This window comes from Sphingobacterium sp. BS-2 (genome assembly GCF_046161205.1).
In the GTDB taxonomy this organism is placed as follows: Bacteria; Bacteroidota; Bacteroidia; order Sphingobacteriales; family Sphingobacteriaceae; genus Sphingobacterium; species Sphingobacterium mizutaii.
Genome location: NZ_JBIXGO010000017.1, coordinates 128511 through 142655 on the forward strand (window position 1 = coordinate 128511; position 14145 = coordinate 142655).

The window sequence follows — 14145 nt, forward strand, 5'->3', positions numbered from 1 at the left end:
TATGAGTCTAATAGAAAACGCTTATACCGGAATATTAGAACCCGCCTTAATTGAAGAAATTGAGGCGGTTGCTACTTTAAAGACCTTTCAGTCTGGCGACATAATTATTGATATCGGTCAATATATCCGTTCTATGCCCTTGCTATTAACAGGAGCAATAAAGATCATGCGTGAGGATGAAAAGGAAGGGGAGTTGTTGCTTTATTATTTGGCAAAAGGTGAAACCTGCACCATGTCCATAGCTTGTTGCCTAGGGAACAAAAAAAGTGAGATCAGGGCACAGGCTGAAATGGAAACCGTAGTCGCTATGATCCCAAACCAATACCTCAACGAATGGCTGGTGAAGTACAGTTCTTGGCGAAGCTTTATTTTAAACAGCTATTCTTCCCGAATGAACGAAATGCTTGGAGCCATCGATAACCTCGCATTCTCCAAAATGGAGGACCGGATCATGAACTATCTTAAAGAAAAAGTGAAACTAACGGAAGACCGAATTCTGACGGTTACCCATCAGGATATCGCTTTAGACCTCAATACCTCCCGTGTAGTGGTCTCCAGGATCCTTAAGAAACTGGAAAATGAAGATAAAATCGTCCTTCTAAGAAATGAAATAAGGGTTTTAGTATAAATACTAACGCTCGAATAAGAATAATAATAGGGACAGGTGATAATAGGAAATGTTTTTGTGTTTGAACACCTTTTTCAACGTCGAAAGAGCTTTAGATCTTGAGAAATAAACATTACTAGCAGTTGTCCCTAATTCCTCGCAAATCTCTGCAGTGTCTTTGCCCTCCAATACCGATAACTGAATGATTTTCCCTTGTTGATTCGGTAATTTCTCAATCTCCTTTACAATCAACTCGATCAATTCCGTATAGATGATCTTGCTCAGGATATTTTCTTCCCCTGATTCTAGGTTTACCAACCATTCCTCATCATGCCGAAGTTGATTTCTCTTTAACTTGAGATGATCCAAACATTCGTTCCTTGTAACAATGTATAGAAAGGATTTGATACTTTCCTCAGCATGAAAGTTCTCTTTCTTTTCCCATAGCTTACAAAATGCTTCCGAAACGATCTCTCTGGCAATGTCTCTATCCTTGATAATTTTGAACGCATAGAAGTGCAAGGCATGGCTGTATTGATCCATGAAGTAGCATAAAGAAGATTCTTTACCCTGCTGTAAGCCAATGACTTCCTTGTCAAAATTGTTCATCTCGTGATTTGATAGGCAATATTAAAATGGTCATTATAAATTTAATGTTAATTTGACGAATAAAAAAGTTTAAAGCATTTTTTTAAGCAATAAATTAGAAAGAAATTAGCCTAAAACTATCTTAAGCTCAGTTCCAGCCTCCATATTCAAGTACTGCACAATCGAAAAAGACAGTGAACTTTTTAAACCTAATAAAATGATCAAAAAGAAATCGAGATCTGCTTTCGCAAACCTCGATCCCCCAATTATAACAATGACTCCAACAAAACCTTCTCTTTATAGTAGTAGACAATCATTCTGCCTACTGACTTCTGACCTTTGTCTACTGTCTTATGTCTCCTGTCTCTTGTCTCTATATAGCTTTAAAGTTCCAGAACCATGCTGTTCCCCATGGACCAACTCCCGGCTCTGGATAGCTCAATACAATTTCCGAATCATTGATGATAAGGATATCATATTCATAAACAGGAGCATTTCCTTCATTAGGTGATTTTCCACAAAGAACCGTAACGCCTTTGGTCGTTAATTTTCCTTTGGCCCAAACCGTTCCATCATCCAATTTCACTTGCTTGCCCATATCAAAAGAAAAACTGCCTACTTCCTGTTGGCCTGTAGATTTTACTTTAGTCAATTTTGCTCCGCGAAGGGAAAAGATCATTTTTGCGCCTTTTCCCTCGCCAGGAGCCTGACCATCTATATCGGCTTCTTTCAAGGTCCACCATGCTGGTCCATTGCTACCCATATAGCCTCCATTACCCCAAACTGAAGGTTTAGTCGTATCCCATACCCAAGTCTTGTCTTTACCATCGGTCAGCATTCCCCATTCCAATGGAACAGGAAATGATAACTCATCGACAGTCACTTTCAATGACTTGCTGATCTTACTGCCATCAGGGTTCAACCCGGTAAAAATGATTTCGTTTTCTCCGGTAGAAACTAGCAGAACAGTATCTGTTTTCTTTTGTGTTACGCCCGTTCCATAATCCCATGAGGATAGGACCGGACTGTTATTGTTGACTACCACCTTGTTGCTCTTTTTCCCATTTACGGTCAGAACAGTGGCAGAGATATCCAATTGCTCAGCTCCAATGGCTGAACCCAATTCCATTCGATCTTCTATAGGTTCACAACCCAATAACAAGGCAAATGAAATCGAAAATATGATGATATTGATTAAATTTCTCATTTGTTTAAGTTTATTGATTACCAACCTGGAAACTCATTGCTTGAATCTCCCCAACCTTTATTTTGAACCAAAACGCCTTCTGAAAGCGCAATTTGCGAACTTGGAATTGGCCAAAAACCTCCAGTAGCCTCATAACGTGCTTTATAACCGCCCCCAAATGCTTTCATTTTCGTGTCAATACCTTTGTTTTTGATATCCACACCTTCTTGTTTAGCCAAGGCAGTACCTGCATCATTCCATCGCATCAAGTCAAAATAGCGTAAGCCTTCAAAAGAAAGTTCCCAACGGCGTTCTCTTTTCAGTGCAGCCAATGAATAAGCAACTGGTGTCAATTTTGCCCTTGCTCTTACCCTGTTCAGGTTCGTTGCGGTCTCCGTCAACTCAGCATGCATCAACAATACATCTGCAAATCTGATCAATGCCAAATCCTGTGTATGGGCAAGTTGCATTTCTGATTGTGCAGCATTGGCCAAGATCGCATAGGATGGGAGCAGAGCTCCAGTTTCCTTATCATAGGCGGTAATGGAGATGTATTTCTTCTGCCAAAAACCGGTTTCTTCCATTTGGTTATCTGCCCCGAAGATATAGGAATCTACATCGGTCGCCATATTGATAATGGATCCTGTACGTCTTACATCGGTTGGTTCTGCCTGTTTCCATTCATTCCAAAGGTTACTGTTTACTGGTCCTGCTCCCCAACCTTGTCCAAATGGGAAAGTTCCAGCTAGACCGTTGTTAGAGCGCAATCCAAAGTGTAAGTTGTATTGATTGGAATAACCCAAATTATATTGGTCTCCCCAATCCACCAAGGTTCCGAATTTCACTGCAAAAACAGTTTCCTTATGGCCTTCACCTTCATATTTCAGGTTGTTGTCCTGAGCGTATTTATAGTCCAGTTTGGTGAACTCATTGGAATACGGCCAAAGGTTTCTGAAATCACTCACAAGGTCATGACCACTGTTTTTGATACAGTCATCTAGCCATTGGATAACTTGCGCCTTGGTCACAGATCCGCCAGATGCTAAAGGAAGATCTGCTTTTTTATAATAACCAGTATAGAAAAGGAAAACCCTAGCCATCAATGCTTCTGCAGCCCATTTGGTCGCATGACCCGAAGGAACTGAATTGTATGGAGTAGCAGGCATTAAACTGATAGCGGTCTTCAAATCCTCTGCAATCAATGCGTAAGTTTCTGCTGCCGGATTCTTCGGGATATTGGTGACTTGGGTACTGGTTACCAAAGGCACCTCACCAAACATCTGGGAGAGCTCGAAATAATATAATGCCCTTAAAAAATGAACCTCACCAAGAACTTGATTCTTTTGTCCTTCGTTGGTCCAACCTTGAACCTGATCCAATGTTTCCAATGCTGTATTGGCCCTGAAGATTCCTTGGTATCTTGCTGTCCAGAAGGTCAAGAAACGATCGGGTTGGGTATTCATCAGGTGATCTAAACCTTGCATATCACGGTCGTTCTCACCTCCACCCCCAAAACGGTCGTCTGAAGCCAGTTCTGCCATGTAGAAATGCGTATTCGCTACATTCGAAATTGCTGCGCTTAAACTCGAGTAAATCCCTGTAAGCATGGAGTTAGCATCCGATACATTCACCGGAAAATTCGCTGTATTTTTCTTATCGTAACTCTCAGAATCTAGGAACTTTTCACAAGAACTAAGAAATCCTACAGCCATCAATAATAATATCGTCTTTTTCATGATTGCAATTAAAATTTAAGGTTTAAACCAAACATTATAGTTCTAGGCTGCGGATAGAATCCTAAATCAATTCCAGTAACCCATGACTTATCATATCCATAGCCGATTTCTGGGTCCATACCGCTGTATTTGGTGAATGTGTACAGATTCTGTACCGTACCATAAAGACGGATCTGACTGAAAGGAGATTTATTCCATAATTTGGAGAAATCATAGCCTACAGTAATGTTTTGGATCTTTACGAAATCTGCATCTTCGATATAGATGTCCGAGATATATTGATTGTTGGTATGGCTACCACTGGTTAATCGAGGCAACTTGTTCGAAGTCCCTTCACCATGCCATCTTTCAAAGATCTCCGTAGTATAGTTCTGTAATGGACTGTCAGCAAATGAACGGTAAGATTTTGCAATCTGATGTCCAAATGAGCCATGAGCAGTTATACCCAAGTCAAATCCCTTGTATCCCAAGCTGATGTTCATACCACCACTAAAGTCAGGATGCGGATTTCCGATCATCATTTTGTCGGCATCAGTGATAGAGCCATCCATGTTGGCATCCACAAAAGCTACATCTCCTGGTTGTGCTGTAGGTAAAACTCCTTTTCCTGCTGCACGCCATGCATCAATCTGATCTTGGTTTTGGAAAATTCCATCAGTTTTGAATCCATAGAAATATCCGATTGGGAAACCTACTTGAGCACGGTACATTTCTTTTGTTCCTTGACTCAGTACATTTTCTTCCCCATGGATAATTCCTTCTGAATTGGCAATCCTTACTACTTCATTCTTGTTATAAGCACCGTTCAAGCCAATGCTATAGTTGAAGTTGTCATTTCTATCTGACCAGTTCAAACCCAGTTCAAAACCTTTGTTAACAATGTCCCCGCCATTGATGAATGGGGCAGAGGTTCCATAGATTGCTAATACGGGCGCCTGAACTAACCAATCCACTGTTGATTTCTTATACCAATCGAAGACCACCGATAATTTGTTGTCTACAAATCTCGAATCAAAACCTACGTTGATCTGCTCGGATGTTTCCCAACTTACGTCCGGATTCGGTAAAATATCAGGATATGCTCCACGAAGCAGCGTATTCATGTTATTACCAAAATAATAACCGTTTTTATTGTTGATAGCAATGGTTGCCAAGTATTGGAATGGCGAAATGCTCGCATTACCATTTTGACCCCAGCTAGCTCTCAATTTAAAGAAGTTGATGCCTTCATTCCCTTGTAGGAAATCTTCATTGCTCAGTACCCAACCCACGGATGCGGAAGGGAAATATCCCCAACGTTTTCCAGGAGCGAAATTAGATGAACCATCAGCCCTTAAGGTCAATGTAGCCATATAGGTCTCATTATAGTTGTAATTGACACGTCCGAAAACCGAAGCAATGGAACCCATTGGCCAATGTACACCGTTCACGGTTGGAATAAATCCATCGTAACCTTGACCATTGCTCACCCATGCTTTCTCCCATTGACCTGGGAATGATGAGTTAGAGGTTGTTACGCTTAGATCTTCGCCGATACCGCTCTTCTCCATGGATTGACCCGCTACAACATCAAATTGATGACCAGTAATTGGTTCGAAATGGTAGCTTAAAGTGTTCTCTAAAACCCAGTTATAACCTACAGATTGGTTTTGGCTGATATCATCAACCGCATTTTGAACGGTGGTCGATAAGTTATAAACATCTGTATATTGTCTATAGGTGGATGCACTCATTCTATATCCAAAATTCGACTTGAATATCAAATTTTTGATCGGCTGGATCTCTATATAAGCATTGGCAAACAAGCTGTGGCTTTTTGCTTTATTCTGACCTCTACGAAAGACCATTTCTGCCATAGGATTGGAAATAGCACCATCCAATGCCCATTTATCCGCTACTTTGCTCGGTTGATCATAATAATCTCCATTCTCATTAAATGCCGGCAATAAAGGGTTGCCAACAAGCATGTTGTGCACATCATTCCAATAGATGTTTCCAATACCGATTCCTGAACGGTTGTTGTATCCATAGTTAATGTTCTCTCCAATTTTGATGATATTGAATTCATCATTTTTCAATAGAATATGGTCAGAGTTTAAACGTACTGTATGTCTTTGGAAATCAGGTTGAACAGGTTTTCCAATAATCCCTTCACGGTTGGTGATGGAATAACCCATGGAGAATTTTGACTGTTCATTTCCACCCATTAGGTTCAAGGATGTGTTTTGTAAAATGGCATCGTCATTATGGATTTCCTTCATCCAGTTGGTGCCATTCCAAGTTCCATCTTGAATTTGTTGGTATTGTTTAGGGATTAGGTTAGCCCAGTCATAAGGAGCTGCACCTTCATTGAAGCGACGTTCATCTTGAATCGTCATATATTCTTTTGCCGTTAATAAGGAAGGCAATTTATAGGCATTTTGGAAACCTAAGTAATTATCAATATGCAAGGACATCTTTCCATCCTTACCTTGCTTGGTAGTGACCAAAACAACCCCGTTTGCCGCTCTTGCTCCATAAATAGCCGCAGATGCCGCATCTTTTAATACGTCAATACGCTCGATGTCCGATGGGTTCAACATATTAATATCTCCGCCTGCGATTCCATCAATGACATATAAAGGACTGGAGTTACCGATGGTTCCCAGACCGCGGATCGTTACTTTAAAGCTTTCACCTGGCATCCCTGAACTTTGGGTGATCTGAACCCCTGGTGATTGACTTTGTAGGGCTTCCAATATGCTAGGCGTGCTTAATTTCTCCAAATCTTCGCCTTTTACCTCAATGGTAGCTCCAGTATTTAATTTCTTCTTTTGGGTACCGTATCCAACAACCACAATCTCATCCAGATCGCCTAAATCTTCTTTTAGGATGATGTTGATGTTCTGTTGGTTGCCAATGCTAACTTCCGATTTCAAGAAGCCGATATAGCTCACACTTAAGCTGATATTGCTTCCACTGACCTCTAAAGAAAAGTTTCCGTTTGCATCAGTAGACGTTCCATTGCTAGTGCCTGTAACGACTACGGAAGCCCCTTGAATAGGATTCCCGGACTCATCGCTCACTTTTCCGCTGATGCGTCTTTGTTGCGCAGCCCTGTTTTCCACTGCAGAAACTTGCGCTCCTAGGGTTGGATTTTCGGATCGACGAAGAATGATCGTGCCATCCACCAATTCCCAGGAAATTGGTTTCCCGGTAAATAGATTGGTCAAGGCCGTTTCAAGTTTTTCATTCTTGATATCTGCATTGATCTTGGTATTTGCAATGTCTTTGCCATTCAAGAAAAATGGAATCCCACTCTGCTTCTGAATGGATTGCATCACTTGAACCAAGGGTGAGTTCTTAGCTTTTATGCTGACATGCTGTGCATAGCTGTTCGCATATACTTGAACTACACTTAGGACAGTCAATAAAAAGGTTAATTTCATGGTCAATACCCAGTGTTTTAATTTAGGTATGGCAGACCTACTGCCATAATCAAATTGTTGTATAAAAATCATATTTTTGTACAATTAGGATTTTAAATGATTAAGGTTTACTATCAGTTTACTGTATTCTTGAGATCCTCATGTATAGCCGAACAATGGTGTGAGAGACCATGTTCGGTTTTTTTTATGAGGATCACCCTAAATGGGAATGGTGTAATGGTTTGTCTTCATAATTTGTTTAGTTAATTAAATGATGATTAGTTTATAGGTACTTCCTTTTTGTTTCAATTTGAATTTCACGCCACTCTTCTCTATTAACCGAATAACCTCGGCTAAGTTTTTGTCCCGACCTATTTCTCCATAGAAATAGGTGGCAGGGATATTTCCTTGATATTCTACCTGTATATCATACCAACGGCTCAAGCCTTTCATTACATCCCTCAACTCGGTTTCATAGAACATGAATTTGTTGTTCTTCCAAGCAATAAAACTCTCTACTTCAACCGCTCTCTTGCTGAGTCCATTGGCTGAATTGATGGCCTGTTGATTTGGTGAAAGACTTATTTTCCCGGAGGCGGAATGTACATTGATGGAACCTTCCACCAAAGTGGAAACGGTTTGGGCATCTTCTGGATATGCCGATACATTGAATTGGGTCCCAGTAACCTCAATGGTCTGTGAACTGCTGATGACCTCAAATGGTACTCGTTTGTCGTTCTTGTTCAGTTTTGCCACTTCAAAATAACCCTCACCTTCCAGTTTTACGGTTCTACGGTTCGGGTCAAAAGCTAATGGATATTCCAATTTGGACATGGAGTTTAACCAAACCTTGCTACCATCAGGTAATTTAATCTGATATTTTCCGCCCTTAGGGACCTGAATGGTCGCCATAATTTTGGTCAGTTCTTTTTTGTTGACTTCAAGGAGGGGCGTTCCATCAGAATACGCCAAATCTTGATCAATCACGATACCATCCTTGTCACTTCGAAGATTAATGGTTCTCCCATCGGATAGCGAAAGCTCCGCCTTATTGGAACCTGGTTGTACCGCAGATAATTCAGCATCAACCTCCGTAATTGTTTGAGAACGATAATTAAGAAATGAATATCCAAGGCCAAACAACAGGATAGCAGCGGCAGCATAATAAATCCAAACTCGTTTTTTAGAACGGATAGGTTTGGGTTCAGCCTTCCTGATTTTTTGCAGGGTGTCGCTTTTGATATCTTCCAGCCATTCTGTATGATCGGTTTGGTTCAGGTTGACCCAAGTCAGAGCATCCTCAAACAATTCATCTTCGATCAGGATCTTTTTAAAGAATTCTTCATGTTCTGGCTTTTCTTTTATCCATTGGTCCAATTGGATACTTTCAAGCGAACTGATATTCCCCTCAATGTATTTTTTGATTAATGCAGCTACTTCTCTGGAAGTTTTCATTTTGTTTATAATGGTCGTTGGAGCTAAAACGAAACATAGGGTCAAACCTTAGTAACTTTTTTAAAATATTTTTTATTTCCTACCAGAAGCCATAACTTTGCGGATATGCTTAACACAACAATCGGGTTCAATCAGCAATTTCCCCTTATCGCTAAGGTCTTAGGGATTGTATTGCTGTTTGTATTAACCTCATGTCCGATTAAGGCATCAATCAAGCAAAATCTGTATCAGGACACCAAAACTGAAAGCAGAAGCAACAAATCAGCGAAACCTGATTCTTGGATTGACTACGAAGCGGTGGATTGTAGCGTTGCAAATGAGCAAATCAAAGCTCATGATCTCGTGGTTAAAGATTTTCAAGTACAGCCGGCTGTAATTGCTTTGTTTAGCCTTGCCTTAATCCTTTTTTCTTTCCTGCCTAGGAAAGAAGTAGAAAATTACCATTGGAATTCCCAAAAGACCAATTCCAATGATCTATTCCTCCAATTCCGTCGTTTAAACTTATAGAATTGCTATCCTGACAGCAGTTTGTCCTGTGGACAAATGTATGTAGGCCTGGAAATGAACTGTCTTGTTCAATCCTAAATTTTCTGTGTAATGGCTCGGCCAAGCCATTTAATCAATTCAAATTTTACTATTTAAGATGGGTTTAAAATTTAAAAGCCTATTGATCCTGTTGGGACTGTTCATCGCTATGGATAGCCATGCACAAAGCCTGCAAGATCTCTGGGATAAAACAAGGAATTATTACAAAGGATTTGAAGTTCAGAAACAACAGATCCTATTGGCAAAACAGGATAGTATTGCCCAACAGATAAAATACAAACCTCAAGTCCAAGCCCAATTCCAACAAGGATTTAGCTCAGTCGAAGGAACCTCTGGTGCCTTTCTGCCGCTTCCCGGAATCATGAATATTTCCGGTCCTAATCAATTGGATGGTGCTTCTTCTACTTTCAATCATTTTCTTTCGGGAAGTATGAACTGGGATTTGATCAACTTCGGAAGAAAAGGACTGGATAAAGATATTTCCAGTACAAAAATTGACTACACTAAATTAAAAGAGCAAGATTTCTCTTATAACGTCCAACAAAAATTGACCAGGAGATATATTGAATTTCTGTTTTTTCATGTAATGGATGATTGGTACCAAAAGCATAGCGAGCGCTATCAATCCATAGTGGATATTACCAAAGGCTTGGCACGTGCCGGTATTGTTCCTGGTGCAGATACCTTATTGGCGACTTCCTCCTTGAAGAATGTAGAAAGCAATCTGCTTCAAATTCAAGGGAAATTAAATGGTGCTAAGATCTTGTTAAAGGAATTTACCAATGAAGAGGTATTAAGTGCTGGAAACAATAATCCAGAAGCTTTTTTACAATTGATTGGCAGCCAGCAGACCAGTACCCTTGAGCATCCTTTGTTGATGATGAAAAAGAAGGAAGAAGAATCTCTTACGCTCTTGGAGAGAAAACAGGGCAAAGAACTTTTTCCCCGCGTGATGTTATTGGGAGGCTTGGCAAATCGCAGTTCAGGTGTTACAGCCAATGGTTATGTCCATGGAAACTATGGCGAAATCTATAATGATTTTGCCAATAACTATTTTGTAGGAGTAGGAGTTACCTGGAATCTACAGGATATGTTTAGATCCAAGTCGGACAAGAAACAATATAATCTAAAACTTCAGAACAATCTATTTGAACAGGAGCTGCTACAGAATGAAATCAGTAGCAACCTAAATCAGCTGAATGCCGAGATATCAGCTGCTGCAGATGGTATTAAAGAATCAAATATCAGTAGACAACAGGCAGAAGATGCCTATCAACTCTATAAGGCTCGCTATGAAGGTGGTTTGATAAACCTTTCGGAGTTGTTGCAGGTCCAGGAAATCCTCCTACAAACGGAGCGACAGAACCTGACGGCTTATTTGAATTACTGGAATCTGATGGTTAATAAAAGTTACCAACAAGCAGATTTCAGTCAGTTGTTTACACATTTTTAAAGAATACTATGAATTTAATACGTTTTGCTTTAAGAAAACCGATCGCCATCATCATGGTCATCTTCGCGATTGCCTATTTTTCATGGCCGGTTATCAAAAAGATTAAAGTCGATATATTCCCGGAGATTGAATCTCCAGCCATGTATATAGCCATGCCTTATGGTGGGCTTTCCCCAGCTTATATGGATGGTTTTATGGCCAATGAATTCCAAAAAGTGTTGCTCTTTGTAAATGGAGTCAAAGAGTTGGATTTCAAGAGTGTACAAGGATTGTCCTTGATGAAATTAACCTTCTATCCTGGAACGGATATGTCCCAAGCATCTGCTGAAATCAGTATGCAGGTTTCCAGGGCCATGGGATTCCTGCCTTCCGGTGCTGTACCGCCAATGGTGGTCCGCTTTGATGGTAGTTCCCTGCCAGTCGGCCAATTGGTATTCGACTCGGACCAACATACGGTAACAGAGCTTCAAACCATGGCTGTTACGAAAGTACGCCCCATGTTTGTGAATATCCCAGGCATTACTGCTCCAGCACCTTTCGGTGGTAATATGCGAAGTTTGGTAGTCAATATTGATCCCCAGAAGATGAAGGCCCATGGCTTGAGTCCCGAGGAGGTGACCTTGGCTGTCACTAAAAACTCCATGCCTTCTCCTGCCGGAAATGTGCGTATCGGGGATAAAAACCTGATGGCGCCCATTAACTCCATTTCCAATGGGGTGGAGGAATTTTTACAGACGCCTATTAAGTCCTTGAATGGCAGGACCATTCTCATTGGAGATGTTGCAACCGTCATGGATGCGGCGGATCAAACGGTAGGTTATGCCATTATTAATGGAAAACGTTCGGTATATCTACCTATTATCAAAAAGCCAGATGCATCTACTTTAGATGCGGTTGATAATCTGAAGAAAGCACTGCCTATGCTGGAAAGCCTTCTCCCTGAAGGAGTAAAGATTACTTATGCCTTTGATCAGTCGGTCTATATCTCTAGGTCATTGTCCAATCTGATCTTTGAAGGTGCCTTAGGAGCTTTGTTGACGGGTTTAATGGTATTCCTTTTCCTTCGGGATCCACGAGGTGCACTCATTGTAATTTTGACCATTCCGATCGCTATTATTACGGCGGTAATTACCTTGCATATGTTTGGTCAGAGTATCAATATCATGACCTTGTCGGGCTTGGCGCTTTCCATAGGTATTCTCGTCGATGAAGCCACGGTAACCATTGAGAATATTCACCAGCACATGGAACTCGGAAAGAAAAAGGCCCGAGCCATATTGGATGCCCTGTTGGAAATATCAGCTCCAAAATTGCTGATCTTGCTGAGTATCTTGGCGGTGTTGACCCCTGCATTTATGATGGAAGGTATTCCGCGCGATATGTTTATGCCACTTTCTATGGCGGTCGCCTTTGCGATGATCGCTTCCTTTATCTCATCCCAAACCTTCGTACCCATCATGGCCAATTGGATCATGAAGACCAAGAAGCATCACGCAGGGAAATATAAACGGTCCTTTGTCGATAAAGTAGGTGTGAAGTACGTATATAGGCTTCGCTATTATTTTGCAAAGTCAAAATTGATATCCATTCTCTATGTGGTCGTAGCCTTGTTTTTGGTGTTTGGAGCCGTTAATATTCTAGGAACGGACATCATGCCCAAATCAGAAGGTGGGGATTTTCAATTGAGGTTGCGCATGCCTGATGGTACCAGATTGGAAAGAACGGAAGAGACTGTTAAGGCAATGACCAAGAGTTTGGTTGCTGAACTTCCCGAAAACAGCCTTAAGATTTCCTCTTCTTTTGTTGGGATGCACCCATCTGCCAATCCCATCAACCCAATTTTCTTGTTTACCAGTTCAACTGGAGAAGCGGTAATGCAGTTCTCCTTGGATAAGAAAAAACTAGGGATGAAAACAGACGAGTTCAAAGAATTTGTCCGTAGTCATGTCAAGGAGAAATATCCCGAAGCTAGGATCAACTTTGAACCTATTGAGTTGATGGAGAAAATCATTGGTCAGGGTTCAATGACTCCGGTGGAAGTGAAAGTAAGTTCAGCACAATTGAAAAACGCAGAAGCTTTTGCGGAGAAGATCAAAAAAGAATTGACCACCTATCCCTTCTTAAAAGATGTACAGATTGCAGAACCGCTGCATTATCCGACCATCGATATCAAGATTGATCGTAGAAGATTGGCTGAATTTGGCCTAACGGTTCAAGAAGTTTCCAGGAACCTGGCCGCAACCACTTCTTCGACCCGATTTACAGACAAGAACTTATGGGTAGATCCTAAGTCTGGATTGGTTTTCCAAGTGCAGGTCCAGGTACCTGAAAACATGATCCAAACGCTGCAAGATCTAAGGTCCATTCCTGTCAAGGCCGGTTCTTCAACGCCTTTGTTGGAAGACATAGCGACAATAACAGCCAATGAAGTGCCAGCACAGGTAAACCGAAGAGGCCCTAACAGATATGTGAGCATTATTGCAGATGTCCATGAAAAAGACCTTGGTGCTGCCAACAAAGCAGTTAATGAATCCTTGGAAAGGGTGGGTGAAGCCCCTCGTGGTACCCGGATCTGGAAAGAAGGTACCTTAACTTTATTGGAGGACACCTTGTCCGGACTACTCTCGGGACTGTCCATTGCCATTGTGGTGATCTTCTTTATGATGTCGGCTTATTACCAATCTGTTCGAGTGAGCTTGGTGATCCTATCGGTAGTCCCTGCAGTGATAGCTGGTTCCTCGATTATGATCTGGATCTCTGGAAGTACCTTGAACCTACAATCCTATATGGGTATCATCATGTCCATCGGTGTATCGGTTTCCAATGCGGTCTTGTTGATTAATCAGGCAGAATGGTATAGAAAGAAACTGAACCTGTCTGCCTCGAGGTCTGCCTTATTGGCCGCCAAATCTAGGTTCCGACCTATTTTGATGACCGCATTGGCCATGCTTGCAGGTATGACTCCAATGGCATTGGGAATGGGAGATGGCGGTGAACAGGTGGCGCCATTAGGACAAGCCGTTATCGGAGGCTTGGTCAGCTCAACCTTTACCATTTTGTTGATCATCCCATTGATTTTCAGTCTTATCATGAACAAAGCATCTTATGGATCACCATCATTGGATCCAGATGATTCAAATAGCAAATTTTATTTAGAGAAATAAACA

Annotated in this window: 9 protein-coding genes; 4 read left to right on the forward strand and 5 right to left on the reverse strand. The window is 41.2% G+C overall.

Annotation, left to right across the window (positions count from 1 at the left end; genetic code table 11):
• Position 1: 1 nt before the first annotated feature.
• Positions 2 to 628: a Crp/Fnr family transcriptional regulator gene (locus ACK2WI_RS09370; protein WP_175486266.1), complete on the forward strand. Its 627-nt coding sequence runs from the start codon at positions 2 to 4 to the stop codon at positions 626 to 628.
• A 3-nt stretch (positions 629 to 631) separates the two neighbouring features.
• On the opposite strand, the gene ACK2WI_RS09375 is transcribed toward ACK2WI_RS09370, so the two are convergent.
• The 5 genes from ACK2WI_RS09375 to ACK2WI_RS09395 all read right to left on the reverse strand — a co-directional run bounded on the left by ACK2WI_RS09375 (position 632) and on the right by ACK2WI_RS09395 (position 8979).
• Positions 632 to 1216 carry an RNA polymerase sigma factor gene (locus ACK2WI_RS09375; RefSeq protein WP_409150510.1) on the reverse strand — a complete coding sequence of 195 codons (585 nt, stop codon included), beginning with the start codon at positions 1214 to 1216 and terminating at the stop codon, positions 632 to 634.
• Between the two features lie 352 nt (positions 1217 to 1568).
• Entirely contained in the window at positions 1569 to 2402 is an 834-nt protein-coding gene (locus ACK2WI_RS09380) for a hypothetical protein (protein ID WP_312697573.1), read from the reverse strand.
• Between the two features lie 17 nt (positions 2403 to 2419).
• Complete coding sequence (locus ACK2WI_RS09385) at positions 2420 to 4117, reverse strand: RagB/SusD family nutrient uptake outer membrane protein (protein WP_093095027.1); 1698 nt, start codon at positions 4115 to 4117, stop codon at positions 2420 to 2422.
• A gap of 8 nt (positions 4118 to 4125) precedes the next feature.
• A complete protein-coding gene (locus tag ACK2WI_RS09390) occupies positions 4126 to 7617 on the reverse strand; it encodes a TonB-dependent receptor (RefSeq protein ID WP_409150512.1) in 3492 nt (1163 codons plus the stop codon).
• Between the two features lie 174 nt (positions 7618 to 7791).
• A complete protein-coding gene (locus tag ACK2WI_RS09395) occupies positions 7792 to 8979 on the reverse strand; it encodes a FecR family protein (protein ID WP_409150514.1) in 1188 nt (395 codons plus the stop codon).
• A gap of 105 nt (positions 8980 to 9084) precedes the next feature.
• On the opposite strand from ACK2WI_RS09395, the gene ACK2WI_RS09400 reads away from it, so the two are divergent.
• The 3 genes from ACK2WI_RS09400 (at position 9085) to ACK2WI_RS09410 (ending at position 14142) form a co-directional block, all read left to right on the forward strand.
• Positions 9085 to 9486: a hypothetical protein gene (locus ACK2WI_RS09400; RefSeq protein ID WP_093095030.1), complete on the forward strand. Its 402-nt coding sequence runs from the start codon at positions 9085 to 9087 to the stop codon at positions 9484 to 9486.
• 136 nt (positions 9487 to 9622) lie between these two features.
• Entirely contained in the window at positions 9623 to 10978 is a 1356-nt protein-coding gene (locus ACK2WI_RS09405) for a TolC family protein (RefSeq protein WP_409150515.1), read from the forward strand.
• An 8-nt stretch (positions 10979 to 10986) separates the two neighbouring features.
• Entirely contained in the window at positions 10987 to 14142 is a 3156-nt protein-coding gene (locus tag ACK2WI_RS09410) for an efflux RND transporter permease subunit (protein WP_313367301.1), read from the forward strand.
• Positions 14143 to 14145 lie beyond the last annotated feature (3 nt).

Excerpts from the sequence above, each read along its gene's own strand:
- ACK2WI_RS09370 (WP_175486266.1), top strand. The coding sequence starts at position 2 with ATGAGTCTAATAGAAAACGCTTATACCGGAATATTAGAACCCGCCTTA.
- ACK2WI_RS09375 (WP_409150510.1), bottom strand. The coding sequence starts at position 1,216 with ATGAACAATTTTGACAAGGAAGTCATTGGCTTACAGCAGGGTAAAGAA.
- ACK2WI_RS09380 (WP_312697573.1), bottom strand. The coding sequence starts at position 2,402 with ATGAGAAATTTAATCAATATCATCATATTTTCGATTTCATTTGCCTTG.
- ACK2WI_RS09385 (WP_093095027.1), bottom strand. The coding sequence starts at position 4,117 with ATGAAAAAGACGATATTATTATTGATGGCTGTAGGATTTCTTAGTTCT.
- ACK2WI_RS09390 (WP_409150512.1), bottom strand. The coding sequence starts at position 7,617 with ATGATTTTTATACAACAATTTGATTATGGCAGTAGGTCTGCCATACCT.
- ACK2WI_RS09395 (WP_409150514.1), bottom strand. The coding sequence starts at position 8,979 with ATGAAAACTTCCAGAGAAGTAGCTGCATTAATCAAAAAATACATTGAG.
- ACK2WI_RS09400 (WP_093095030.1), top strand. The coding sequence starts at position 9,085 with ATGCTTAACACAACAATCGGGTTCAATCAGCAATTTCCCCTTATCGCT.
- ACK2WI_RS09405 (WP_409150515.1), top strand. The coding sequence starts at position 9,623 with ATGGGTTTAAAATTTAAAAGCCTATTGATCCTGTTGGGACTGTTCATC.
- ACK2WI_RS09410 (WP_313367301.1), top strand. The coding sequence starts at position 10,987 with ATGAATTTAATACGTTTTGCTTTAAGAAAACCGATCGCCATCATCATG.